We start from the raw sequence: 25,510 nt of genomic DNA, 5'->3' as shown, positions 1-25,510 counted from the left end.
CTGTATCTTTAACCTAAATACCAATAGGGATTCATCATGACGAAATATCAAACACTTATTCCAAAACATTTTGAAGGTACAATTGACGGCAAAAACACGCATTTGCTCTTATTAAAAAACGAAGGGGGCATGCAAGTACTCTTAACGGACTACGGTGCGCGTATTGTCAGCATTTTGGTACCTGATAACAAGGGAAATTTGGTGGATGTTGCACTGGGCTTCGATTCCATTCAGGCCTACCTGGATTCTGATGAGAAATACCATGGCTGCACAGCGGGGCGTTTCGCCAATCGCATTGCTGAAGGCAAATTTGAAATAAACGGAAAACACTATACGCTTCCGCAAAACAATGGCAATAATTGTCTTCATGGTGGTATTTCGGGCTTTCATGATAAGGTTTGGGACAGAAGGGTCACTTATCAATCGCACGTCGAATTTTATTATGTTTCCCAAGATGGTGAAGAAGGATTTCCAGGGAATCTAAAAGTTATGGTTTCTTATACCCTAACCAGAAATAACGAGATTATTATCAAATATCATGCGCAATCGGATGCCGATACGCACGTCAACCTGACCAATCATACGTACTTCAATCTGGATGGGGAAGGCAGTGGCGACGTATTGCAGCAGATCCTTCAGATCAATTCAGATAAAGTCTTATTTGTAGACGACAACCAGATACCGAATGCAATAGTACCTGTGGAGGGCACCGCCTTCGACTTCCGCATACCCAAACCTATTGTGCAAGATATTACTGCAAATAACGAACAATTGATCGCTGCCAAAGGATATGATCATTGTTATGTCAACAACCAGCCTATTTCGCAGCCTTGTGCAACAGTCTATTCTAAAAACACGGGCATTCAGCTGGATGTCTTTACAACGGAGCCGGGCGTACAACTCTATACAGCAAACTGGATGACCGGAAATGATTTTGGCAAAAGAGGTTACAAGTATCTTCCTTATGCCGGATTCTGTCTGGAAACTCAGCATTTTCCGGATACACCCAATCAAGCGGAATTTCCTTCAACTTTGTTAAAAGCAGGCGAATCATTCGACTCCGAGACACATTTTAAGTTCTCCATAAAAAAATAAGAACATAAAACGGCCGATAAGCACATGCTTACCGGCCGTTTTATGTTGATGTGCTATTTCCTCTGTAGGGCTACAGCATATTTTTTATTTTAAAAGGTCATCCAATGCTGATTCGACTTTTTCAAAACCAAAAGTTACTTTGACCTCGGCGAACATACGTTGGATCTGATCATTGCAGAGATTTCCAATACTTCCCTCGTGGGTATGATTTACCTCTTTTGATGGCTTGAAACGCCCTTCATCAATATCAATACCAATAGTCCTGTAGGCCTCCCGGAAAGGAACTCCTTTCAGGACCTCATTGTTCACCACTTCAACAGAGAACAAATAATCGTATTTTGGATCGTCCAGGATATTGTCTTTTACAGTTATATTTTCCAACATAAAGGTTGCGATTTCAAGACATTCATTGAGCGATTTAAACGCTGGGAATAAATTTTCCTTTAACAATTGAAGATCTCTATGGTAACCCGATGGAAGGTTGGTCGTCATCAACGCAATTTCATTTGGCAAGGCCTGTATTTTATTACAGCGTGAACGGATCAGCTCGAAGACATCCGGGTTTTTCTTGTGTGGCATGATGCTCGATCCCGTAGTCAAATGTGCAGGAAAAGAGATAAATCCAAAATTTTGGTTGATATACAGACATACGTCCATGGCAAACTTGGCCAATGTCGCCGCGATGGAACTCATGCCCTGTGCCAAGATACGTTCAGTCTTCCCTCTTCCCATTTGTGCATAAACCACATTGTAATTGAGGTCTTCAAATCCCAGCAATTGTGTCGTCATCGTTCTATTCAATGGAAAGGATGATCCATACCCTGCAGCAGATCCTAAAGGATTCTTATTACAAACCTTCCATGCTGCACGCATCATCTCCAGATCATCCACAAGGCTTTCCGCGTACGCACCAAACCATAATCCAAACGATGAAGGCATGGCAATTTGCAAGTGGGTGTATCCAGGGATCAGAATATGTTTATATCGCTCGCTGAGCTGGATCAATTCATTAAAAAGAGCCTCCGTATTCTGGATGATATGCTGAATCTCTGAGCGAAAGTATAATTTTAGGTCGACCAAAACCTGGTCATTACGGGATCTGCCGGAGTGAATTTTTTTACCAGCCTCTCCAATACGTTGTGTAAGCAACATTTCAACCTGCGAATGCACATCTTCTACCGAGTCTTCTATACGAAAGTCACCGGCTAAAATTTCTTTATAGATATTTTTCAGTTCTTTTTGTACAAGCGCTAGATCCTCATCGGTCATCAGGTTTATGCTATTCAGCATGCGTGTATGGGCCAATGAACCCAAAACATCCGCAGCAGCAAGTTGCAGGTCCATTACGCGGTCATTGCCCACCGTAAACGATTCTACAAAAGAATCGACATCTATATTTTTTTGCCAGATTTTCATTCGTATAATTTCTTTTTGATCCTGTTATCATCAAAAGCCTTTGGTCGGTTTAGTGTTGATTGAAGCTTCTGATAATTCTATCACATACAATTTTTACAAAAATACCAATTGCAAATGGTTATATCAATGCAAAGATTGCATACATTTTACTCGGACAATTGGATGAAAAACAAAAAATCAGGTGGAAAAAAAAGACTGTTACAAAAAAAATAAAATGTTAAAAGTTTGTTAAATCGCGATAAACACACATTATAAGTAACCACTCACTTTATTTTTAAAAGTTATTTTGTCAGTTTTTTAAGTATTCCTATGTTTGTAGTGTAAGGGAGATGAAAAAATAGAAGATGGTAAGGTTAGTAAATACTTACCGCTTTAAATACACCGAAATTTCAAACCAAATATGATAGACCCCAAAGTCTTAAAACTTGAAAGAAATTACCTAACCAATTGTGAATCGAAATTTAAAGGCACGTCAAACCAAGATGTGCCTTTTTTCTTATGTCGAGTCAAGTTTCTCTTTTAATTGAAATTTTGGCTATTTTTGTTTAACATAATTGAGAATATTCAACATAAAACGTATACGATGGGAACAGAAAGCAAGAGACAGCAACGTTTTGCTGGGGTGATTCAACAGGATTTAGCAGCATTATTTCAACGCGAAGGTAATTCATGGGCTCCTGGAGCGTTTATCACGGTTACACGGGTTCGTGTTACACCTGATTTGGCAATTGCCCGTGTTTACATAAGCTTTTTGAACACAAAAACGGCACAGGAAAATATGAAGTCCATTCGTTCCAAAACATCTGAAATACGCTACAAACTGGGAGCAAAAATTAAGAACCAGGTAAAGATTGTTCCTCAATTGGAGTTCTTCCTCGATGATACCAACGAATATGTTGAACACATGGACAAACTATTTGACGAGATCGGCAAAGAACCGCGTCAGCCAGAATAATGCTATCTATCGCAGCCTGTTAAACAACCATGGTATTTGAACTGGATACGAACAGACTGGAGTTTCCACACCCAAGTTATGCAGAAGAAGATGGTTTACTCGCCGTAGGTGGAGATCTTTCGCCAGATCGTTTGCTACTGGCCTATAGTAACGGAATTTTCCCCTGGTTCAGTGATGACAGCCCCATACTTTGGTATGCCCCAGACCCCAGATTTGTGATCGATCCCTCCAAGGTCAAGATCAGCAAAAGCATGGCGAGTGTACTCCGGAAAAAAACATTTTCTCTATCGATAGACCGCAGCTTTAAAGAAGTCATTCAGCTTTGTGCGTCTATCAATAGAAAAGATCAGGCTGGAACCTGGATAACCCAGGGCATGATCCAAGCATATAGTAAACTTGCGGAGCTAGGTTATGCACATTCGGTGGAAGTATGGCAAGGTGGTATACTCGTTGGCGGGCTTTATGGCGTGTTAATCAATGGTGTCTTTTGTGGAGAAAGCATGTTTTCAAAAGTCCCCAACGCTTCGAAAGCGGCCCTGATTTATCTCGCCCAAGAAATTGAAGTACGTTTAATTGATTGCCAATTTCACACGGATCATTTGGAAAGCATGGGCGGTGAATACCTTTCCTTGACAGATTATTTAGCAATACTAACAAAAGACCAAAGACATGAGTAGTCCCTATCGTAAACATTTTGACATCGCTTCAGCCGTAACTTACCTCACGACACCAGGATCCGGCTTACTTTCACGTGAAACAAAGGCTTGGCGCTCCAAAAGAGACCAAGATTTCTTTGACGCGAACACTACCTTACGCGAACAGCAAGGTGCAACTTTAGATGCCTGTCGGGATACGCTCGGTAAATTCTTTAATTGCCCTTCCCAAAATGTGTTCTTATCAAGTTGTTTTTCCTTTGCCTTCAATGCGCTATTGGCAGGTTTACCGAAACAATCGAAAGTGCTGCTATTGGACAATGATTATCCTTCGGTTAATTTTCCTACAATTATAAGCGGTTTTGAACATCAATTTGTCAGGATGGACGAACAGCTGGAAACGAATTTATTGGACACAATAGCAACATTTAAACCAGATGTCCTTATCCTTTCCATTGTTCAATATATTTCGGGATTAAAAATAGACCTATCTTTCATACAGGAATTGAAGCATCAGCATCCCGATTTGTTGATTGTAGGCGACGGCACCCAGTTTTTGGGAACAGATCTTTTTGATTTTACGCTTTCGGGCTTTGACGCTGTATTATCCAGTGGATACAAATGGCTTATGGCTGGCTTTGGCAATGGTTTTGTTCTCTTAAGTGACAGACTCAAAGCGATACTTTATGCGGATATCCAAAAAAATTACAGCTTCCTCAACAACCAATGGATGAATAAATCTGTGGTACAACTTTGTTTTGAACCAGGGCATCTGGACACCCTGTCGCACGGAACGCTACAGCAGTCCCTTCTTCAATTGGAGGAATGGGGATTTTCCGAAACAGTGGCCTATACCCAAAAGTTAATTGCAGATGCCCGCGCTGAACTTGCCGACCGGAAACTGTTATTGGACAGCATCATCAATAGACGTCCGCAGAGCAATATTTTCAATATTCAGATCAACCCCGACAATTATCAGACTCTCCTGGATGAGGGCATAAAATGCTTTCCCCGAGGATCGGGGATCCGTGTTGGATTTCATTTATACAATGATCACTCGGATCTTGAGAAGCTATTATATATTATCGACACAAAAGTAAAGTAAACATGAAATTTAGAATAGGCGACTTAGTACGGTTTGTCGATGAGCCCATTGAGGGGCATATCACATCCATGCAGCCCAACGATATTGTAGGCGTTACAGATGACACTGGTTTTGAGATTCCGGTGCCAATGGATAAAATCACTCTTGTCTTCGGTAATATGCGTCGAGCAGATGATGAACTTGACCAGCATGCGACACCACTGACACCACATCGATTTATCGAAAAAGGAATACTTTTGGCAATTTCGGGAGACCACAAAGATGGACTTGCCAAATTACATATCATCAATGAAACGAGTTTTGAGCTCCTAGTGTCCGTAGCTGAAGCTACAGCGAATAAAGTAAAAGGTATTTTCAGCAATAAAATACCGCCACACGATTCGATGCAGTTTTATACAGGCAACTTTGCAAATGTCGGGAAATGGCCTACCTTCCGTTTTCAGATCATACGGCATAGTGCCAGTTTGCAGGAACTGACATCACCAATCAACAGAGAACAGCGTGTACGTCCTGTAGATCTAACTAATCCAAAAGTCCTCAACGAAATTTTGGATGAAAAAATATGGTCCTACGAACTGGATAAGATTGAAGAGGATTTAGGACTGGACAAGCTGAAAAATCATTTCATACCACATCGTCCAAATAAAAAATAAGCTAGATGAATTTCATCTAGCTTATTTTTATTTGGTAAACGGCTTTATTTTATTCAGCCGTCGCAGAAACCTTCTTGGTGCTCAACAATAATAGTACGATGCCAACCAAATAGACAATCCAGCCCCAGCGCATGTGCAGGGATTTAGAAAGCAATTTATCGGCAAATCCCCAGCCGAAATAATTATTGATCTTAAACCAGACCGCTGTTATACTCAACAGGTACCAACAGGCGGCCACTCGGGTCATCCACTGATAAGCTCGAACCGCACGGACAAAAAACAAGAGGGCAGTCACCCCGAGTATAAGTAATGTAATAAAGAACAAGTAGGCATCTACCTGATATAAGTTCCAATTTCCCTTAATAGGCACTTTTAAGAATGGTGTCATGCTGGACAAAAAAGAAATGACTAGTCCAACAATGGCAAAGTATTTTTTGATAATAATCATGGTTCAAATTCCTTTAAAACTGCTACGAATATAAGTTGAATATTGACACATATATAACTTGTATTTCACTTTTTGAAAAATTATTCTATTTTTAAGCGCAATTAACGCTTAGAACAAATAAAAAACAAGACTAATCCAAAGATCATCAATCATTTAAATCTGGTTTTCACTTGTTTAAAAGAGATGAATATAATTTTTAGCATTTAAGCCGAATAATAAACATGAAAAGAGAAGTTGAAGAAATCGCAGCAGAACAACCTGCACAGCCTAATAAAAAGAAAAAGATCTATATCATTATTGGCGTCGTGCTATTGGTTGTCCTAGCGGGTGGCGGATATTACAACTATAGCCAGCGACAAGCTATCGACGGCCTGCAGGTGGATAGTACCGCGACAGCTGTTGTAGGGTTTGACAATGCAGATCCCAAAGATCTGGAAGATGCTGATGGTTGGAGTTCACTGGAAGACTATCAACACTGGAACAATGCAATCTTCACGATTCCCGAATACGATAATATCCCGTTACGCTATAGAAGGGGTATTACAAAGATATTCATGGGTAATAACTACCTTGAACCTGTAGATGATAAACCTATATACAAGTTTACACGCATAAAAGATCGTGCTAAATCTGTTTTCTGTTATGGTAACTTTACCGATCGCAACGATTCAGACAGTTGGAATAAAGAAATGGCTTTTTTGGTAGAAAAGAACGACTACCAGAGCAGTGCCATCTGGATCATTTCAGCAAAAGGCGATATTTTATTCTGGAAGGAATATTCAAGCGAACTGCCACTCATCAACAGCTTCAAAAAGGGACAAAAAATTTTTATGGATGAGATGAAGTTAGTACCTGCTCCTGCTGATGGAATTATTGTCAAGAATAAAAATTCCAAGTACGCATTAATTTACAATAAAAGCAGCAAGACCTTCGACAGCTATTACCAATACAGTGATAGTGAAATTCAGGAAGCTACCACTTCTGAAGAGGAGCCTTATGTGGAAGAATTGCAAGATGTCACCATCGACTCTGCAACTACAAATACAGGTATTAAAGAGTAGTTTATCGTATTTTATCGCTTAAAATTTTCGTCACGACAGATCGTGACGAAAATCATTCGATATTGATACGCAAAACAAACACCTGAATTACAGATATATAACCATCAAAATCAGCTATTTAAAATCTTTCTAAATTAATCCCTTTGACAGATTTTTGACACAAGCACAAAGCTTTTAAGCTACATTTGTACCGTTAAATATAAGCGAGGGATTAGAGCTTTGAAAAATCTTAAAGTATTAGCGTTTACTCATAAACATGTCGAACTAAAAGATCTAGGTAATCTAGTGATCTGCAATGAGGATTTAGAAAGTCGCCTCATCAATCTAAAGCATAGCCTAGACATTCCAGAGATCTTTTATATTGGTACTTGTAACCGAGTAGAGTTTGTATTTTATGGTGCTCACGAATTGACCCATGAATTCATTGCTGATTTTATGGGAAAATTGAACTTCTGTGTTCCTCAGGAGAGACTACAATGTTATTTAGGACAGGTCAACAAATACGAGGGTATGGATGCTTTAAACCACCTGCTTCGGATGTCATGTTCACTTGAAAGTCTTGTTGTTGGTGAAAAAGAAATTTTGGCACAGGTACGTCGGGCTTATGATCGTTGTAGAGAAGCTGGTTTTACTGGAGATTTTCTACGTCTGATGATGGATCGTCTCGTAAAAACGGCTAAAGAAGTATACACCTATACTAAAATTTCCAGAAACCCAATTTCCGTTGTCTCGCTTGCCTATCGCAAATTGCGCGAACTAAAACTGGTTGAAAACCCTAGAATCGTCATTATCGGTTCTGGAGAAACCAATCAGAACTTAGCGAAATATTTCCAAAAGAACCAAAAAGCTAAGTTCGTTATTTTCAACCGCACACTAGAGAACGCAAAGGCCTTAGCCGAAGAATTAAATGCTGAAGCTTATCCCCTAGCTGATATTGATCAGTACAAAGAAGGCTTTGATATTTTAATTACTTGCACAGGTGCGCCGACCTCCATTATTGACAACACACTTTATCAATCCTTATTAAACGGAGAAACGGATAAGAAAATAATCATTGACTTAGCCGTTCCGAATGATATTGATGCTGAAGTTCTCCAAAACAATCCGATTCATTATATCGAAGTAAGCAGCTTACAAGCTATTGCGGAGAAAAACATCCAAGAGCGTTATAACGAATTGGAGAGTGCCGAAAAGATTATACAGGACAATATCCAAGAATTTTTACCTTTAATCAAACAGCGACGTGTAGAGGTTGCTATGCGTGAGGTTCCTGAAAAGATTAAAGAAATTAAATCATTTGCGCTAAATGAGGTTTTTGCTCAAGAGGTTCAAGCCCTAACCCCTGAAGCGAGAGAAGTATTGGAAAAAGTCATCAACTACATGGAAAAGAAATACATCAAGGTTCCAATGGTTATGGCGAAAGAAATTTTGGTTAAAACTCCAGAAACGGAAAAAAACTAATACTAAGCTTCCTCTTCGAACAGAATTATATTCTATTACTTTTTGTTGCTTCCCTAGGTTTTGTACCAAAGCCTATTAGCGGAATGAATCTGCGTCCATCCCGAGCTATCCTTTGACTGTTTCCTTTAAATTTCGGTTTATCAATTATTTCCTGACATATAATGACAGTAACGTGTCAACATATTCCTTCTATTTATTTATTTTTGTTCTGATAAATGGTATTAAACACATTTTTCCGAAATTGTTTATTTCCGGGGCTCAATTGAATTAAAACACATGCTGTGCTAGTTGAATACGTCGCTACTGGGGGAACATTTTTGTGATTGTTTTAATAGGTAAAGTAAAATTAACGTGAATAGAAAACTAATTATTGGTACCCGGGGAAGTGTTCTTGCCATGTGGCAGGCAAATTTTGTAAAAGATCGATTGGCAGAAATCGGAATTGAAGCAGAATTAAAAGTCATTAAAACACAAGGGGATATCATTCAACACCTTCGTTTGGATAAATTAGAAGGCAAAGGATTTTTCACCAAAGAGCTTGAAGAGGAGCTCTTAAGCGGGACCATTGATTTAGCTGTACACTCACACAAAGATTTACCTACGGTCAACCCTCCGGGATTGATCATTGCAGCGGTTTCTGAGCGTGAAGATCCCGCTGAATTATTGATTATCCACAAAGATTGTGTGGATATCAAAAAACGTCTTTCATTAAAACACAATGCGACTGTTGGGACATCATCCAACCGTAGAAAAGCGCAGATCTCGGCGCTACGTACGGATCTAGAATTTGACGATCTCCGTGGTAATTTACAGACAAGAATCCAGAAGCTACGTGATGAGCAATACGATGCTATCGTACTTGCAAAGGCAGGTATTAGCCGTATTGAAATGGATATTACAGATTTTCATGTGGAAGAGATTCCTCCTGTTGAAATTATCCCGGCACCGGCGCAAGGAGTACTTGCTATTCAGATCCGTGAAGTTGACAAGGAACTTTTTGACGCTTTACAGCCCTTAAACAATGAAGAAGTAGCAAAAACAATCTCCGTAGAACGTTTGGTATTAAATAAATTTGACGCGGGATGTCATGCGCCATTAGGCTGTTATTGCCGTAAAAGCGGTGATGAATACGAAGCTTGGGCCTCTATTGCTGACACAAGCGAAGATTTTCCTGACCGTGTTTATCTTAGAGATACCGATGCGACACGGTTAGCGGAGCGTATTTTCAGCAAATATGCAAAGGATAGAAAATTGCCACAATCTGTATTTATCTCCCGGGAGATAGACGAAAATTCCTATTTCGCAAGAGCAATGGCCAAGCACAATATTACTATTGAGGGCCGCTCTTTGATCAAAATATTCCCCATCATCAACAAATTGGATCCTTTTATCCTAAAACACGTGGATTGGATTATATTTTCAAGCAAGAATGGTATTGAGCACTTTTTCAATTTAGAGCCACGTTTGAGCAAAAAGACCAAGATTGGTGTCATTGGCCGTGGCTCGGAAGAGATTTTGCGCAAATATGACCGCGTTGCTGATTTCTCTGGCGACAGTGAGGGCATCAATATGGAGGAAATTGCGAAGAAATTTGCTGAATTGGCCAATGGTGGTACCGTCCTTATTCCACGTGCGAAAGAATCTTTGGAGACGATCCAAAAAGCATTAAGCCCGGAGACGAAAATTATCAATATACCGGTATATGAAACGGTCTTAGAAGAAAATGTAGATCCATCTAATGCGGAGGTATTGGTCTTTACCAGTCCAAGCAATGTGGAAGCTTATTTTGCGGACAACCTATTGGAACCTGGCCAGAAAGTAATCTGTATTGGCCGCTCCACCGGTGCAAAGTTTGATGAAATGAATGTGCCTTATACACTTCCTTATTCTCCAGATGAGATCGGTCTTTCCGAAGCCGTTTTTGGATTGGAGTATTAGTTAATAAATAATTAAAAAAAATGTTACAACGTCCGAGAAGAAATCGTAAATCTGCCGTGATTCGCGACATGATTCAAGAGACACGTTTAGACGCGTCAAATTTGATTTTCCCACTTTTTATCGTCGATGGGCAAAATCAAAAAACTGAGGTTAAATCGATGCCTGGCATCTATCGCTATTCAATAGACAATCTATTGAAGGAAGTGGAAAGTTGCCTGAAGTTGGGCTTACGTTCATTTGATCTTTTCCCTAACATTGAAGAGTCCTTAAAAGACAAGTATGCTACAGAAAGCTACCGTGATGGAAGTTTATACTTACGTGCGATTGCTGCCGTAAAGAAAAATTTTCCGGAGGCTTGTATCGTAACGGATGTTGCCATGGACCCTTACAGCAGTGATGGGCACGATGGAATTGTCGAAAACGGTGAGATCCTAAACGATGAGACATTAGAGGTATTGGGCAAAATGGCCTTGGCACATGCGCAATCAGGTGCAGATATCATAGCCCCATCAGATATGATGGATGGCCGCATCGGTTACATCCGTGAACTATTGGACCATAATGGTTTTACAAACGTTTCTTTGATGTCCTATACGGCAAAATATGCGTCGGCTTATTATGGTCCTTTTCGAGATGCCTTAGGCTCAGCGCCCAAGCATGGCGATAAAAAGACCTACCAAATGAATCCTGCCAATGCAAAAGAGGCACTTATCGAAGCACAGCTTGATGCACAGGAAGGAGCAGATTTTCTGATGGTAAAACCAGGACTTCCCTACTTGGATATCGTTAAACTTCTTGCAGACAACTTCGATCTACCAATTGCAGTATATAATGTCAGTGGAGAATATGCGATGTTAAAAGCAGCTATCCAAAACGGTTGGCTCGATGAGCGCGTCATACTAGAAACGTTATTGAGCTTCAGACGTGCTGGCGCTACAGCAATCTTATCCTATCACTCCAAAGAAGTATTGGAGAAAGGTTTTATTTCGCATTCAACTATTTAGACTATGCAAGCACCTGATATTTCAAGAGCAAAATCTGCTGAACTATTTGAAAAAGCAAAACAATATTTCCCTGGAGGCGTAAACTCTCCTGTTAGGGCCTTCAAATCCGTATATGGTACCCCATTATTTATTGAGCGTGGCGATAAGGCACATCTTTGGGATGCTGACGGCAATGAATTCATCGATTTTTGTTGTTCATGGGGTCCCCTAATTTTAGGGCACAATAATGATCAAGTTCGTGAAGCTGTAGCGGCACAACTTGGGAAAGGCTTAAGTTTTGGCGCTCCTACTGCGCTAGAAAACCAGCTGGCAGAGCTGATTATCGAAAACAATAGGTTTATTGAGAAAATTCGCTTTGTCAGTTCCGGAACTGAGGCCGTAATGTCTGCGATCCGTTTGGCCAGAGGTTATACGAAACGCGATAAGATCATCAAATTTGATGGTTGTTATCATGGGCACTCCGATTCTCTTTTAGTGAAAGCAGGGTCTGGTTTGGTTACTTTTGGTGAGACATCCTCTGCTGGTGTACCTAAAGCATTTGCAGACGAAACCATTGTTATTGAATTAAACGATAAACAAGCTTTAGAAGCTGCATTTGCAGAATTTAAAGGTCAGATTGCTGCAGTTATCATTGAGGGTATACCTGCAAACAATGGTCTATTATTGCAATCGAAAGAATATGTTCACTTCTTGCGAAATATCACCAAAGAACATGGTGCAATGTTAATTATGGATGAAGTGATCACGGGATTCCGTATTGGTTTCGAAGGTGCTTCAGCTTACTATGATGTACAACCAGATATCATTACCTACGGAAAAATTATTGGTGGTGGAATGCCTGTTGGTGCCTACGGTGCTTCAAAAGAATTGATGGCTTGTATCTCTCCTGATGGTGCAGTTTACCAAGCCGGAACTTTATCTGGAAATCCGGTTGCCATGGCTGCCGGCATTGCTGCATTAGGTATCTTGGCACAAAAGGATTTCTACACAAATTTAAATGCCAAAACAGAAGCTTTCGTCAATGATATGCGTACTTATATTGCTGAAAAAGGGTATAAAGTTCAGCTTTTCCATGTGGCTTCCATTTTTTGGTTTGCATTCACCGAACAGCACGAAATTAAAAAAGCGAGTGAAATCGATCCTAAATCGATGGAATCTTATAAAATTATGCACCGCGAGTTGTTAAATCGCGGCGTGTATTTTGGTCCTTCAGGCTATGAAGTAGGCTTTGTTTCTGATGCACATACAGCAGCGGATCTTGAACAGGCAAAAACACATATTTTCGAGGCTTTAAACATTGTCTTTAGCGCATAAAATCAAACTACTATAAAAAAGCCCTCCAGTATATTACGAGAGGGCTTTTTTATGGATTAGTCGAAGTTTCGGCTTGAACCAACGTACTTATTACAGTTTGTTTGCTAACTTCTTATCTTTCGATTTCATCTTATTTAGTCCGGCGATAAGTTCATCCAATGAAAACTTACCTTTGATATCCATAAATACACTTTCATCTTCATTATCATGAACGAGCAGAGAAACCCGCTGAATGACATTATTCTTATCAATACGCGCGTTCAGCGAAATTTCCTGTCCATCCGTGTTGATAACTAACAATTCCTCAAATTTGTTCTTCTTTAAAAACTTGTGATAATCGTCCAAAATTCTTGCATTCTTCGTTTTATCATTATTTGAAAGTGTCAGCATTCTGAACTTCTTTAATTTTTTTACAATTTCAGCCATTGCACGAGACTCTTCATCATTATCATCCTTTAAGGCTTTTTTCATAAAGGGTTTTGTTAACCACATCGGTAAATTAATGGCAACAATCTCAGCATCGTCAGATACATTAGACCGACTGACGAAGTCCATATTGGAAGCTTTTTTTATCATGCATGACTGCATAGAGAAAAGAACGCCAACTAGGCACAACAAGGTTAGTAATCTTTTCATAATTTTCTATTTTTTGTTGTTATCACCTTTGTTCTTACTCACTTTATTGTTCCCTTCGTTAACCAAGCTAGTCACGTCTTTCAACGGTATAGCCCCGTCAAGGATCATAAATAGATTTTGCCCATCTCCATTGATTGTAAGTAACAGATTGTTTAGGATGTCGGCATTTGCGGACATATTTTCCACCATGAACCGGATATCTTGCCCATCGCTGTTGAGCGACATAAGTTCTTCATATTTTAAATTTGAAACTGCCCCCCGAATAATACCCGTTAAGGCTTTATCTTCTCCATCTTCAACAATCAGCATCCGCAACGATTTAACATTCTTAAGTAGCGGTGTAATTGTCTGCATATCCTCATCGTCTATTTTCAAATTACCCAATAGCTTGAACATCGGCGCCCCGATTTTGAGGGTTGTCACACCTTTTTTTCCTTGATATTGTTCAAAAAGTTTATCCAATTTTGAAATTTGTGCATTTGCCATACTTGCTACAAGTAGAAGGCAAGCTATTAAAAAACCTTTCATTTTATTTTAGTTAATCGTTATCGACATTTGTTTTATATTCATTGCTTTATCTACGCCATTTTCCAGATTATTTGCCAGTAAGCCTAAAGATTTTAGGGTCAATTCAACAGCTTCCTGTTCGTTAGCGACAGGCTTCCCATTCAAAACAACATAATCTGCCTGGTAGGATGCGCTTTCGACTGACTGCAGACCTTCAGCAACTATTTGCGTCTTTTCAGTCCATTCCTTCGCTTGTTTTTTAACCTTAGGGCGTTTGAACGTTTTTGCTAACGGTAAGGCCCTACCGCTTTCCAGCGAAGGGGTCCCATCATTAGCATTGGAAACTCCTGCATCTGCATTTTGATGTTCGATCGGCTTCTTGTCCACAGGTTTTAGCGTTTCCTTTTCGGCAAGTACCGGCACTTGCATTGTTGATTCCTGATTTAGGAATAGTGCAATTCCAATAGCCATTAACAACATGGCTGCTGCTGCATATTTTATCCAGCTATTATTCCACCAGATAATACGTTTCTTATCATCATTGATCTCACTTTGGAAGTCCTCAAAGGACCAATCCATTGTCCTATTCTTTTCCTGATTCAATGATTGAAAAAAAGCATCATCCGAGCTTTTCAATGCTCTTTCTTCCTCTAATGACGACTGGCCATTAAAGTACTTCTCTTCCAATTCTTTTAATTTCTTATCTTTCATCACTGTTCATCTTATTTTCAAAGACGATGAAACAATCGGGTTTATTTCTTATCAGAATAAATCCTCATGGTTTCATAATCGAATAATTTTGTCAATTGTTCTTTTACCTTCTGTCTAGCACGCATCAGATTAACTCTTACCGCAGACTCGCCCATCTCCAATACTTCACCGATTTCATCGATGTCATAATCCTCAACATCGCGCAGATGCATAACAAGCCGTTGTTTTTCGGGAAGGGAATTGATCATTTCAAGGATAATTTCTTTCGTATTCCCAACAGTATGTTCCGTCATGGTAACAACCTGATGCTGCTCAACAAAGTCTGCCCTGACCTTATCTTTTTTTAGACGATTGAGCGCTTCATTTTTGACACTCTGCATGCAGAAGGCTTCCATATTTTTATACTGAAGCAGCTGATCTTTTAATTGCCACAAACGCATCATCACATTTTGTACCGCATCAAAAGCCTCGTCATCATCAACCAAGATCCGTTTCGCAAAGCGAAATAGCTTATCCTTATGGATGAAAACGGTATTTTTAAATTGCTCTTGGTTCATGTTATCGTCAATATTGAGACTTACGCTATTTTAATCTTCTAATCGGCTTTTGCCCCATCTCCGTATCACCTGTGCCTTTTATATTATCAAGACATTTCAGCTTATCGATTTATTACATCTAATATGACTATTTTTTTAAAAATATTTAATTCACTGTGTATTAAACTTCAATGAGTAGCCCAAACGGCCTATTTTTAACCTTATTACAAACAAAATAGGTATATAGACTGTTACTTAAGATGCTGAATGATTAAAAATTTAAACAAAAAAATTATGAAGTATTACAGAATTACAGGTATTACTGCTGCAGTAGCACTCCTAGTAGGCGCCATTGGATGTAACAACTCTTCTACGAAAAGTACAGGTGGAGCTGACTCAAGCAGCAGTATCGACACAAATACTGCACAAAAAATGGACTCTATCACCGTTAGTCCCATTGCAGACTCGAAAGAATTTCCTGGAGCTGATCTGCAGATCGCCTCGATCACTGCAGAAAAGGTAGGAACAGACTCCGCAAAAGTAACTGTAAAATATGCGATTAAGAATTTCAAATTGACTGAGATGACCGATGATGCCCATGCCGCCCATATGGCGAATTCGCATGATGGACAGCATATTCATTTTATTTTAGACAATAAACCTTATACGGCTCTTTATAAGCCCGAGAACTCCGTAACCGTACCGTTAAATTCGGAACATTACCTACTCTCGTTTCTATCGAGATCCTATCATGAATCCATAAAAACCACTGAAGCTTCTAAATTGGTAAAATTTAAGATTGATGCAACGGGTAAATTGACGACAGATGCAACGCCAAAGGAACCATCGCTTTTCTATTCTCGACCTAAAGGCGAGTATAAGGGAGATGAAACAAAAAATCTACTGTTAGATTTTTACCTAGTCAATACCAAACTTGCTCCAGACGGCAACAAAGTAATTGCAGATATCAATGGCCAGACATTTACATTGGACAAATGGGGGCCGTATGAGATAAAAGGGCTACCAATGGGCAACAATAAAGTAAAATTGACCCTAGTAGATAAGGATGGTAACGCTGTTACAGGAGATAATGTTTCGGTAGAACGTGATATCAAACTATCTGAAAAATAAATCCAGCGCTGTACAAAACAAAAAAGAGTCGCATTAAAATGCGACTCTTTTTTGTTTTGGATAAACTTTGAGCAACAATAAGACATTGTCTTTATTCCTTTTTGATTAAGGTAGTTTGTCAAAATCAATTTTCGGAGCACTATTTTTATTCATGAATTCAAATGTACTTCCTGGCTTAACAATGTCATTAAAGAAACCACCATTACGGAGAAAGTATCCATTTTTCGTAATCCCGCCGATTGCATCAATGCGCTGATTTGCACGATAGGTATTATCGACACTGAAAGAAGCCGCTTGTACAGCTTTCCATTGCCCATCATAGACCCATTGATTGCCAAAATCGACCTTTCTACCCAGGTAGCCTTGATTCGGACTAAAGTTCTCCAAGAAACTATGGAATCGTTTCAGGTAGGTATTTGTCTGTGGACGTTTGAAGCTTGCGATCACATTCCATGCATTCTCTTCAGGCACAAAAAACCAAGCCGTATAATCGGTATTCCCTTTTCCATCGGGCACACCTTTCAAGAGAAACTTATAAGTTATACCTGCTTTCCAAAAGTACTTACGGTAACTCTGCCCGCCTGACCCTTCATTTCCAAACTCGCCCGAATGCACATCCTTTCCTTTTTTTAGCAGATGGATTTTTTGCTCGTCCGGAATACTTTTCGGATCATCTGTATGGAAAGGACTCCATACGGAAAATAAAATACGCCGTTCGGTTTCTGAATTAACCTGTATACCAAAATAGCCTTCTCCGAAACCGTTCGCCATAAAATAGGAACCAACTTTATCTTCACCTTGAGGAACGGTTACTTCATTATAATAGTAACTCACATTCCCCTCCGTAGGAACGGTATAATTAAGATGACAGGAAGGTCCTCTCCGGGACCAATAGTAATAATCAGGCTTATCAGAGTAAATAAGTCCTTCTGACGCAGCTTCGCCGCTAACAAGTAGTTCTGTCACGTTAGCAAAATTACTGCCCGATTTACTGACTCCTTTTAGGTTGACCCGAACATAACCGGGGGCCTTTACTACAATAGACAGAGGAGCTGTTTCGGCAAGTTCAGTGCCTTCAACATCTACAACAGCTTTTTTCCCTAGTGCGTCAATTTCTATTTTAGATTTCCCAGCATCATTTTTCGCTTTCAGCTTTAATGTCAATTTCCCTGCTTTCTGAGCCCGAAAATAAACCGATGCCACTTCCTGATTGCTTGACCATTTTACAAGGCCATTATGACCGGAAATTTCCACATCACCCGCTTGTCCTGCGGTAATGAAAGCATTCCCCGCTAGAGGAACGGCATAAGTCTTCCCTACAGTCTGCGCGATACTGCTTATCGAAAGACAGGATAAAGCTCCCATAAAGAGATACTGGATAAAGTGTTTTCTTTTCATACTTTATTTTTTTTATCAATTTATATATCAACCTTAAGTTAGTTACACTACCTATGGTTATTCATATTCGTCATAAACTCGAGATGCTATTATACTCGAATACTTCGCGAAACCGACTTCTTTATTAGTTCCGAAATTCAATTTTTCAGCTATCGTTCTGCAGCACTTTATTATTGAATCAAGATGGTATCGGTTTGTGAAACTGGATTATTTGATGAAGATAAGGCTTAGATTTACAGAAAAAGAAAGGAAATGTATATCAATCGATTGTGTAAAAAAACAGCAATAATTGACTATCGTTCCTTTCCCATTAAAGGATCTATTATAAAATGAGATGCTGTATTTTAATATTTTAAAAATACAGTATCATCTTTTTGTGTATTTTTAGGTTCAGAGTCCCCTTTAATAAAAGCTAAAATAGCATGCTCCATGGACAAATCTGCTGATCGCACGTCAAAACGTATCTTAGGACAACGACAAATCTCCATATTGATTCATGGGCTCGCCTGGCTTATTTTCTTGTCTTTTCCAGTACTATTTTTTAACAACGGCCAACTGGGAATCAAGGAAATGCTTATTGCAGCAGCATTTTGGATTTTCACGGGCTGTTTTTTAATCCTATTTTATGTCAATGCCTATGTACTGATTCCATACAGCATAAGGCATCGAAAATTTATCAGTTACGGAATCTCCATTATTTTGACAGGTTTGTTACTAGCTTGCTATCTTCAGCCCTTTGACCGGCTGATGCGTATTGGACGTCAACAATTACCGACCCCTGGGGACAGAGAATTTTCACCTAGGCATCATCCTGATTTTCCACCGCCACCATCTGCTAGGCATTTCCCATACCGAGGTCCAGGGCAATCCCCGGGACAACGGCCACAACCTATCGATATCGCTTCTGTGTATATTTTCCTGTTAACTATTAGCCTTGCCGCGCTCTATAGAATCGTAACCTATTGGATGGAAACGCAGCAAAAAATGCAATTGGTCGAACAAGACCGTATGAAGGCCGAACTTTCCTTTTTAAAAGCGCAAGTCCACCCCCACTTCTTGTTTAATACCTTAAATAATATTTACGCATTGGCACTGACCAATGATGATGCCGTCGCAAGTAGTATTCATCGTCTTTCGCAATTAATGCGTTATTACATGGATGAACGGCACAGTGATACGATTGACATCAAGATCGAAATCCAGGCTATACAAGATTTTATCAATCTCCAAAAGCTACGCATTGGCCCGAATTGTTCGATCAGTGAACACTATACGGGGCTCGAACACCCTAAAACGATACACGCATTTGTGCTGCTTCCTTTTGTTGAAAATGCGTTCAAATATGGATTAAGCACCATAGAGCCCTGCCAATTAAGTTTTGAGGTCATTCTAACGCCAACATCCTGCACATTAAATGTAAAGAATAGCATTGCTACACAGTCAACCGAACAACACCGCACAGGAACAGGCCTTAAAAATGTTCAACGTCTATTGGAACATTTTTATGCCGACAGGCACCGCCTGACGATCCAACAGGAGGATCATTCTTTTTTTGTTCAGCTTATCCTCTATATTTCTCCATAAATTGTTTTTATATTAGGCTATACGATTATGTATACATAAAGCAGTCTATCTTAATTTAATCGATGTTAACTTGCATAGCTCTTGACGATGAACCATTGGCTCTTCGTGTTATTTCTACGTTCACAGCAAAGCATCCCGCTATACAGCTTGCTGGAACCTTCAATAACCCCCATGAAGCGAAGTTGTATCTCGCCAATAACAGTGTTGATTTGATTTTTTTGGATATTGATATGCTCGAAATCAACGGTATTGATTTTGCAAAAAACTTAAATCCAAGACCCTTATTGATTTTCACTACGGCACATAAAGAATATGCGATAGATGGATTTGAACTTGATTCAGTAGACTATCTTCTCAAACCATTTGACTTCACTCGTTTTGAACGGGCTATCGATAAGGCAATGACACGTTCAGCTTCACAGAGCCATCGCCCTTTCTTAATCGTTAATGTGGAATATCAACGCATCAAAATCTACCTTGATGAAATTGAGTGTTTGGAAAGCATGCAAGATTATATCAAAATTCATCTCATACAAGGAAAAACAATATTGACTTTGTCGACGATGAAAGCCATGTTGGATCGTTTACCGCCAAATCAGTTTATCCGCATTCATCGCAGTTTTGTTATCGCGGTCAAACACATCATTACGTTTTCACAACGTAAAATACAATTACCCAACTTCACATTGAAAGTCGGCGATGGGTACTATAATGAAGTGATCAAATGTTTACGTGATTCGTCGATGCAATAAGCCTCTTTATCGACACTTAACATTATTTTACATCTCCGTCCACTACCTTGCTTCCATTCATAAAAAAGAAGAGATATGGAACGCAAAAATTTTATAAAAACCTTATCATTGCTGGCATTTACAGGTCCAATGGTCTGGGCAGCCTGCAAGAAAGACGATACCGCATCAACCACGGACGAGGGCACTGACGTCAATGTCGATTCAAGCTGTAGTGTAACACCATCTGAAACCGAGGGGCCCTTTCCCACAAAAACACCTTCAAGTTATGTCCGCTCAGATATACGCAAAGGTGATGGTATTGGGGCTAATATGCTCGGTTTAATTACTATTGTCAATACAAATAATAACTGTGCGGCACTAGAAGGTGCCTTAGTGGATATATGGCATTGTGATGTGGAAGGTAATTACTCGCAATATGGTGGAACACAAATGCAATCCAGCAACTATCAGTCTGTCAATTGGTATCGTGGTAGACAAGTTACCAATGCCAATGGACTTGTTTCTTTCCAAACCATCTTTCCGGGCTGGTATCAAGGCCGAGCAACACATATTCACGTCCATGTATATGATGCTACCGGTAAATCGCTATTAGTGACACAAATCGCTTTTCAAGATAGCCTGTGTCTTGAAGTCAATAATACAGGTTCATCTTATGGTTACAAAAAAGGTGTTTCAGGCTATACCTATAATGCCAACGACAACGTATTCAGCGATGGTGTTACCAAGGAAATGTCTACGGTCACAGGATCCTTATCTGAAGGTTTCCAAATGAAAATGACAATTCATGTAAATGCTTAACAGCCTGATCATGCAGGATATTAGAATCTATATCGCGGAACAGCGTGGGGAAACATCCATCGGAACCCATGTAGTCAGAAGCACACTCAATTATGGTTCCTTTGCTTCTCCTCACCGGGAGTCTATTGGTCGACTTCAACAGGTCAATAACTGGGAAGTTGCGCCTCAAGGCACTTTGGATCTCCCGACCAATAAAGGTACGGTCTCGCTTTTGATTCCTTTGATTGGGGATCTACTTGTAACAATGAATGGCCAAACCTACACGGTACCCGTTGGGACAATCTTAATATGCAATCCTGGAAATAGTACGGCAATTCATATAAGGGCAACGTCCGAAACTGAAGGCCCAGTGACCTTTCAAGAATTTGGACTTAATTCGACAATACACACACCTACACTACCTCATATCGTGGATCTTCCACTTACATCTTCATTTGAGAAAAACAAGATGTATCCTGTAGGCACCGATTTAGCTACTGATTTTCAGTTCTACTTCGGTGCATTTGCTGGAAAACATGATTTTGAATTACAAACTGGCCAAGACCACAAAAACGTATTTGCATTTACGTTAGATGGTAATTTTGAAGTTGAAGAACGCATCCTTTATCCATCTGATGGTCTATATCTACCATATTCAAACAATTTGGACATCGAATGTTTATCGGCAACGGGCCTTTTGGTAGTTTTGAGTTTCTAAAAATAATATCCATCATCAAAGTCCAACCTATCAATTCACTCTGATTCAATAGGCTGTCGACATAAGAGTCCGTTTTTTTGAAAAACGACAAATCATTGTTCATAACTGGATAATGTACGTTTCGAAAGACCGATTCATAAAAAAAGTGAAGGGGCTACCCTTCACTTTTCCACACGATATTAATAAAATGTTGAAAACCTTATTTCGCTTTCAGGACGACCCCCCAAGTTATTCACAACTTGTTAATATTGCTGTTTAATATCCTAAAAAGGGTTAAAAACCAACGCTTTTCAAGTTTAATCCTGTACGCTCGTCTAAACCGCACATTAAGTTCATATTTTGTACAGCTTGACCGGATGCTCCTTTAAGCAAATTATCAGTCGCATTTAAAATAAGGAGCTTATTTCCGTGCTTTTCGAGGTGGATAATACTTTTATTTGTATTGACAACCTGCTTAAGGTCGATATTTTTTTTGCTGATATGCGTAAAAGGGTGAGCGGCATAATAGCTCTCATACAATGCGTAGGCCTGCTCTTCAGACAAATCGGTGTCTACATAAATAGCCGAGAAAATTCCCCGGGCAAAATCTCCACGTTGTGGGACAAAATTAATTTTTGCTGCAGCACGTTCCAACAACGATCCTGCTGACACCGGTAAAAATCCCGCTTGCAGCTGATCCAAAGACTCTGAAATTTCCTGTAAATGCTGGTGTTCAAAAGATTTGTAAGCAGAAAGATTATTGTTACGCCAGGAAAAATGCGTGGTTGCACCCGGTTTTTGCCCCGCTCCTGTTGATCCAGTCGTTGCATTAACATGGATTTGATCCGGTAATAAACCTTTACTCGCTAATGGCAATAAAGCCAATTGTATGTTTGTAGCAAAGCATCCTGGGTTTGCAATATACTGCGCTGTTTTGATTGCTTCTTTGTTTAGTTCTGGAAGCCCATACACAAATTGGTGCCCTTGGAAAGCTGTATTCGCACGAAGACGATAATCTTGTGAAAGATCAATAATCTTCACGGATGCATCGATCGGATTTGCATCTAAAAATTTGCGTGCATCTCCATGGCCCACACATAAAAACAAGACATCAATCGCGGAGTGATAGTCGGAAGAGAAGGTCAATTCAGTATCGCCAAATAAATCATTGTGAACTTCATATAACTTATTTCCTGCATTGGAAGCACTATTAGCAAATACGATTTCCACCTCAGGATGATAAATCAATACACGTAATAATTCACCACCAGTATATCCTGCCGAACCAATTATTCCTACTCTTATCATTTTTTTGAATTTAGAATTTAGGGATGTGTTGTCCCCCATTATGCCCTGTATTTTTTCTTATCAATTTTACGTTAAGAAAAAATACAGGGCACAAAACACGGTTTATTTTTTATTCACTTTGTGCCAAATGATGGTTTGATTTCCAAAAATTTTGGAGAAACCTTTCACATCGTCACCTGTATAGCCCTTATTCATCTCACCATAGCTACCGAATTTATTGGACATCAAATCGTGTTCAGACTCGACACCAATGACGACAAAACGGTATGGGTGAAGTTCAACAATCACTCGGCCAGTCACTGTTTCTTGTGAAGATTGCAAGAATGCTTCAATATCACGCATAACGGGATCGTGCATTTGGCCTTCGTGCATATAATTTCCATAGAAAGCAGCGATTTGGTCTTTCCAAGACAATTGCCATTTGGTCAAGGTATGTTTTTCTAAGGCATGGTGTGCCTTAATTAAAATGACAGAAGCAGCAGCTTCAAAACCCACACGACCTTTGATACCAATGATGGTATCACCCACGTGGATATCACGGCCAATACCGTATGGTTGAGCGATTGCCTGTAATTCTTGAATCACTTTAACAGAAGCCATTTTCTCACCATTTAAGGCCACAGGCTCTCCTTTTTCAAAATCGATTGTAATTTGTTGTGGCTCTGAAGAAGTCACTGGAGTTGGCCATGCCGATTCAGGCAAATATTGGTTGGATGTCAATGTTTCTGCTCCACCAACAGAAGTACCCCAAAGTCCTTTATTGATGGAGTATTTTGCTTTTTCAGCAGAATACTCTACACCATGCTTATTCAAATACTCAATTTCGGCTTCACGCGACAATTGCAGATCACGGATTGGGGTGATAATTTCCACTCCTGGAATCAGGGTCTGGAAAATCATATCGAAACGTACTTGGTCGTTTCCTGCACCTGTAGATCCATGAGCAACACATTCAGCACCAATTTTCTTTGCGTAGTTTGCAATTGCGGTTGCTTGGCATACACGCTCAGCAGATACTGACAATGGATAAGTCGCATTTTTTAACACATTGCCAAAAATCAAAAATTTAATAGTTTCGCGGTAATAGTCTGCCGTTTCGTCTATAGCTGTATGTGATTTCACACCTAAAGCATAAGCACGTTCTTCAATATTTTTTAATTCTTCATCCGAAAAACCACCTGTATTTACAACTACGGAATGAACTTCTAAACCTAAATCTTGTGTAAGATAAATACAACAGAATGAAGTATCTAATCCGCCACTAAATGCTAAAACTACTTTTTTCATTAGAATGTTATTTTATGAGTGTTTGTTTTCAACGGCTGATTTAAGCTCGTTTCACTCGGTTTTTTATTATTATGTTGAGAGAACCTTGAACTGATCTTGTTATTATGAACGTCTTCAGTTACCTGTTACATCTATTTTCAATATAATCGCTCAGCTTTAGCTTAATATCCTTTTGCGACTTTGTTATGCTTCGGAAAATTGACGGCAATAAATTTATTGGCCGATTTCCAAAACTTCGCCTGTATACGCTTTAGCAGAGACTGTTTTTGTGTAATTCTTTCCAAGCGTTCTTTCGCTTCATGCTTGCGCTGGATCTTCTCTCGCAATTCACGTTCTTTCTCTTCGGGGTCCCAAAGCATGGCTGTACACATACAGTTTTTACGGTCCTTGCTCATCAGAATTTCATAATTCACGCAACTTTGACAACCCTTCCAAAATTCATCATCGGAGGTCAATTCGGAATATGGAACCGGTTCATAGCCTAGTTCTGAGTTGATTTTCATCACGGCAAACCCGGTTGTCAAACCAAAGATCTTCGCTTTAGGGTATTTCTCACGGGAAAGTTCGAAGACTCTTTTTTTAATCGCTTTTGCCAAACCGACTTTTCTGAATTCGGGATTGACAATCAAACCTGAGTTCGCAACATAATCACCATGCCCCCAAGTTTCTATATAACAAAAACCTGCCCATCGGCCATCTCTATGTAAAGCAATCACTGCTTTACCTTCATTCATCTTGTTGGCAACGTATTCTGGTTTACGACGCGCAATACCAGTACCACGAGCCTTTGCAGACTCGAACATTTCGTCGCAAATAACCTCTGCATAATGTGCATGCTCAGGTTTAGCCGGGATAATTAAAAAATCTGATATAGTCATTGACTTACGACCCTAATAATAAAACAACAACTACTGTCGTGTTTTGTTACTAAATAAATTAAAATAATGGATTCAAAACCATCGGACAATCATGGTCTTGCTTGGAAAGATTCACTACCTCAAATCAAGCCCGAGGTAGTATAGGTCGTCGGAGGCGTAAAACAGGTATTTCTACAAAAATGAAAGCACAGAAGACCTTCCTCAT

General features: G+C 39.6%; 25 protein-coding genes. 15 read left to right on the top strand and 10 right to left on the bottom strand.

Annotated features, from left to right (window positions below; genetic code table 11):
• The first annotated feature begins 36 nt into the window (after nt 1–36).
• Complete coding sequence (locus B3600_RS25455) at nt 37–1,095, top strand: aldose epimerase family protein (RefSeq protein WP_115047070.1); 1,059 nt, start codon at nt 37–39, stop codon at nt 1,093–1,095.
• Between the two features lie 84 nt (nt 1,096–1,179).
• Here the strand turns inward: B3600_RS25455 and argH are convergent, their stop codons facing one another.
• Entirely contained in the window at nt 1,180–2,511 is a 1,332-nt protein-coding gene (gene argH / locus B3600_RS25450) for an argininosuccinate lyase (RefSeq protein ID WP_286754839.1), read from the bottom strand.
• 583 nt (nt 2,512–3,094) lie between these two features.
• Between argH and rbfA the strand changes: the two genes are divergently transcribed.
• The 4 genes from rbfA to B3600_RS25430 are packed head-to-tail and all read left to right on the top strand — an operon-like array spanning nt 3,095 to nt 5,877.
• The gene (rbfA, locus tag B3600_RS25445; protein WP_070562015.1) at nt 3,095–3,466 is read left to right on the top strand and encodes a 30S ribosome-binding factor RbfA; all 372 of its coding nucleotides are present in this window, start codon (nt 3,095–3,097) and stop codon (nt 3,464–3,466) included.
• Between the two features lie 29 nt (nt 3,467–3,495).
• Nucleotides 3,496–4,143: a leucyl/phenylalanyl-tRNA--protein transferase gene (gene aat, locus B3600_RS25440; RefSeq protein ID WP_286754838.1), complete on the top strand. Its 648-nt coding sequence runs from the start codon at nt 3,496–3,498 to the stop codon at nt 4,141–4,143.
• Complete coding sequence (locus B3600_RS25435) at nt 4,136–5,224, top strand: aminotransferase class V-fold PLP-dependent enzyme (protein ID WP_286754837.1); 1,089 nt, start codon at nt 4,136–4,138, stop codon at nt 5,222–5,224. The genes aat and B3600_RS25435 overlap by 8 nt, the downstream gene beginning before the upstream one ends.
• Before the next feature lie 2 nt (nt 5,225–5,226).
• The gene (locus B3600_RS25430) at nt 5,227–5,877 is read left to right on the top strand and encodes a hypothetical protein (protein WP_070562009.1); all 651 of its coding nucleotides are present in this window, start codon (nt 5,227–5,229) and stop codon (nt 5,875–5,877) included.
• A gap of 49 nt (nt 5,878–5,926) precedes the next feature.
• Here the strand turns inward: B3600_RS25430 and B3600_RS25425 are convergent, their stop codons facing one another.
• Nucleotides 5,927–6,325: a hypothetical protein gene (locus B3600_RS25425; RefSeq protein ID WP_070562007.1), complete on the bottom strand. Its 399-nt coding sequence runs from the start codon at nt 6,323–6,325 to the stop codon at nt 5,927–5,929.
• Nucleotides 6,326–6,546: 221 nt separating this feature from the next.
• On the opposite strand from B3600_RS25425, the gene B3600_RS25420 reads away from it, so the two are divergent.
• The 5 genes from B3600_RS25420 to hemL all read left to right on the top strand — a co-directional run bounded on the left by B3600_RS25420 (nt 6,547) and on the right by hemL (nt 13,103).
• Complete coding sequence (locus tag B3600_RS25420; protein WP_286754836.1) at nt 6,547–7,386, top strand: hypothetical protein; 840 nt, start codon at nt 6,547–6,549, stop codon at nt 7,384–7,386.
• 219 nt (nt 7,387–7,605) lie between these two features.
• On the top strand, nt 7,606–8,847 hold the full coding sequence (hemA, locus tag B3600_RS25415; RefSeq protein WP_286754835.1) for a glutamyl-tRNA reductase: 1,242 nt from the start codon (nt 7,606–7,608) through the stop codon (nt 8,845–8,847).
• A gap of 351 nt (nt 8,848–9,198) precedes the next feature.
• Complete coding sequence (hemC, locus tag B3600_RS25410; RefSeq protein WP_286754834.1) at nt 9,199–10,785, top strand: hydroxymethylbilane synthase; 1,587 nt, start codon at nt 9,199–9,201, stop codon at nt 10,783–10,785.
• A 20-nt stretch (nt 10,786–10,805) separates the two neighbouring features.
• Nucleotides 10,806–11,789, top strand: coding sequence for a porphobilinogen synthase (hemB, locus tag B3600_RS25405; RefSeq protein WP_046674929.1), 984 nt, complete (start codon nt 10,806–10,808; stop codon nt 11,787–11,789).
• Nucleotides 11,790–11,792: 3 nt separating this feature from the next.
• Complete coding sequence (gene hemL / locus B3600_RS25400) at nt 11,793–13,103, top strand: glutamate-1-semialdehyde 2,1-aminomutase (RefSeq protein ID WP_286754833.1); 1,311 nt, start codon at nt 11,793–11,795, stop codon at nt 13,101–13,103.
• Between the two features lie 90 nt (nt 13,104–13,193).
• Here hemL and B3600_RS25395 read toward each other — a convergent pair whose 3' ends face one another.
• The 4 genes from B3600_RS25395 to B3600_RS25380 are packed head-to-tail and all read right to left on the bottom strand — an operon-like array spanning nt 13,194 to nt 15,514.
• A complete protein-coding gene (locus tag B3600_RS25395; protein WP_083295802.1) occupies nt 13,194–13,739 on the bottom strand; it encodes a DUF4252 domain-containing protein in 546 nt (181 codons plus the stop codon).
• Between the two features lie 6 nt (nt 13,740–13,745).
• Nucleotides 13,746–14,267 (bottom strand): DUF4252 domain-containing protein, encoded by a 522-nt coding sequence (locus B3600_RS25390; RefSeq protein ID WP_286754832.1) that lies wholly within the window; start codon nt 14,265–14,267, stop codon nt 13,746–13,748.
• A gap of 6 nt (nt 14,268–14,273) precedes the next feature.
• The gene (locus B3600_RS25385; protein WP_286754831.1) at nt 14,274–14,957 is read right to left on the bottom strand and encodes a hypothetical protein; all 684 of its coding nucleotides are present in this window, start codon (nt 14,955–14,957) and stop codon (nt 14,274–14,276) included.
• 41 nt (nt 14,958–14,998) lie between these two features.
• Nucleotides 14,999–15,514 (bottom strand): RNA polymerase sigma factor, encoded by a 516-nt coding sequence (locus B3600_RS25380; protein ID WP_286710087.1) that lies wholly within the window; start codon nt 15,512–15,514, stop codon nt 14,999–15,001.
• A gap of 273 nt (nt 15,515–15,787) precedes the next feature.
• Here B3600_RS25380 and B3600_RS25375 point away from each other — a divergent pair, with 273 nt between their 5' ends.
• Nucleotides 15,788–16,624, top strand: coding sequence for a hypothetical protein (locus tag B3600_RS25375; protein WP_112374060.1), 837 nt, complete (start codon nt 15,788–15,790; stop codon nt 16,622–16,624).
• 105 nt (nt 16,625–16,729) lie between these two features.
• Here the strand turns inward: B3600_RS25375 and B3600_RS25370 are convergent, their stop codons facing one another.
• Nucleotides 16,730–18,022 carry a DUF3472 domain-containing protein gene (locus B3600_RS25370; protein WP_286754830.1) on the bottom strand — a complete coding sequence of 431 codons (1,293 nt, stop codon included), beginning with the start codon at nt 18,020–18,022 and terminating at the stop codon, nt 16,730–16,732.
• A gap of 429 nt (nt 18,023–18,451) precedes the next feature.
• Here B3600_RS25370 and B3600_RS25365 point away from each other — a divergent pair, with 429 nt between their 5' ends.
• The 4 genes from B3600_RS25365 (at nt 18,452) to B3600_RS25350 (ending at nt 21,853) form a co-directional block, all read left to right on the top strand.
• Nucleotides 18,452–19,606 carry a sensor histidine kinase gene (locus B3600_RS25365; protein ID WP_286754829.1) on the top strand — a complete coding sequence of 385 codons (1,155 nt, stop codon included), beginning with the start codon at nt 18,452–18,454 and terminating at the stop codon, nt 19,604–19,606.
• Nucleotides 19,607–19,668: 62 nt separating this feature from the next.
• Complete coding sequence (locus tag B3600_RS25360; RefSeq protein ID WP_070561988.1) at nt 19,669–20,358, top strand: LytR/AlgR family response regulator transcription factor; 690 nt, start codon at nt 19,669–19,671, stop codon at nt 20,356–20,358.
• Nucleotides 20,359–20,433: 75 nt separating this feature from the next.
• The gene (locus tag B3600_RS25355) at nt 20,434–21,156 is read left to right on the top strand and encodes an intradiol ring-cleavage dioxygenase (RefSeq protein ID WP_070561986.1); all 723 of its coding nucleotides are present in this window, start codon (nt 20,434–20,436) and stop codon (nt 21,154–21,156) included.
• A 10-nt stretch (nt 21,157–21,166) separates the two neighbouring features.
• Entirely contained in the window at nt 21,167–21,853 is a 687-nt protein-coding gene (locus tag B3600_RS25350; protein ID WP_286754828.1) for a hypothetical protein, read from the top strand.
• A gap of 273 nt (nt 21,854–22,126) precedes the next feature.
• Here B3600_RS25350 and argC read toward each other — a convergent pair whose 3' ends face one another.
• From argC to B3600_RS25335, 3 genes are all read right to left on the bottom strand, one after another.
• Nucleotides 22,127–23,140 (bottom strand): N-acetyl-gamma-glutamyl-phosphate reductase, encoded by a 1,014-nt coding sequence (gene argC, locus B3600_RS25345; protein WP_286754827.1) that lies wholly within the window; start codon nt 23,138–23,140, stop codon nt 22,127–22,129.
• Nucleotides 23,141–23,242: 102 nt separating this feature from the next.
• Nucleotides 23,243–24,427 (bottom strand): argininosuccinate synthase, encoded by a 1,185-nt coding sequence (argG, locus tag B3600_RS25340; protein WP_070561980.1) that lies wholly within the window; start codon nt 24,425–24,427, stop codon nt 23,243–23,245.
• 161 nt (nt 24,428–24,588) lie between these two features.
• Nucleotides 24,589–25,305: a GNAT family N-acetyltransferase gene (locus tag B3600_RS25335; RefSeq protein WP_070561978.1), complete on the bottom strand. Its 717-nt coding sequence runs from the start codon at nt 25,303–25,305 to the stop codon at nt 24,589–24,591.
• Nucleotides 25,306–25,510: the final 205 nt, after the last annotated feature.

Source organism: Sphingobacterium sp. UBA2480 (genome assembly GCF_002341965.1).
Classification (GTDB): Bacteria; Bacteroidota; Bacteroidia; order Sphingobacteriales; family Sphingobacteriaceae; genus Sphingobacterium; species Sphingobacterium multivorum.
Note: the sequence above shows the minus strand (reverse complement) of the source record. Positions and strands in the feature narration are given on the sequence as shown.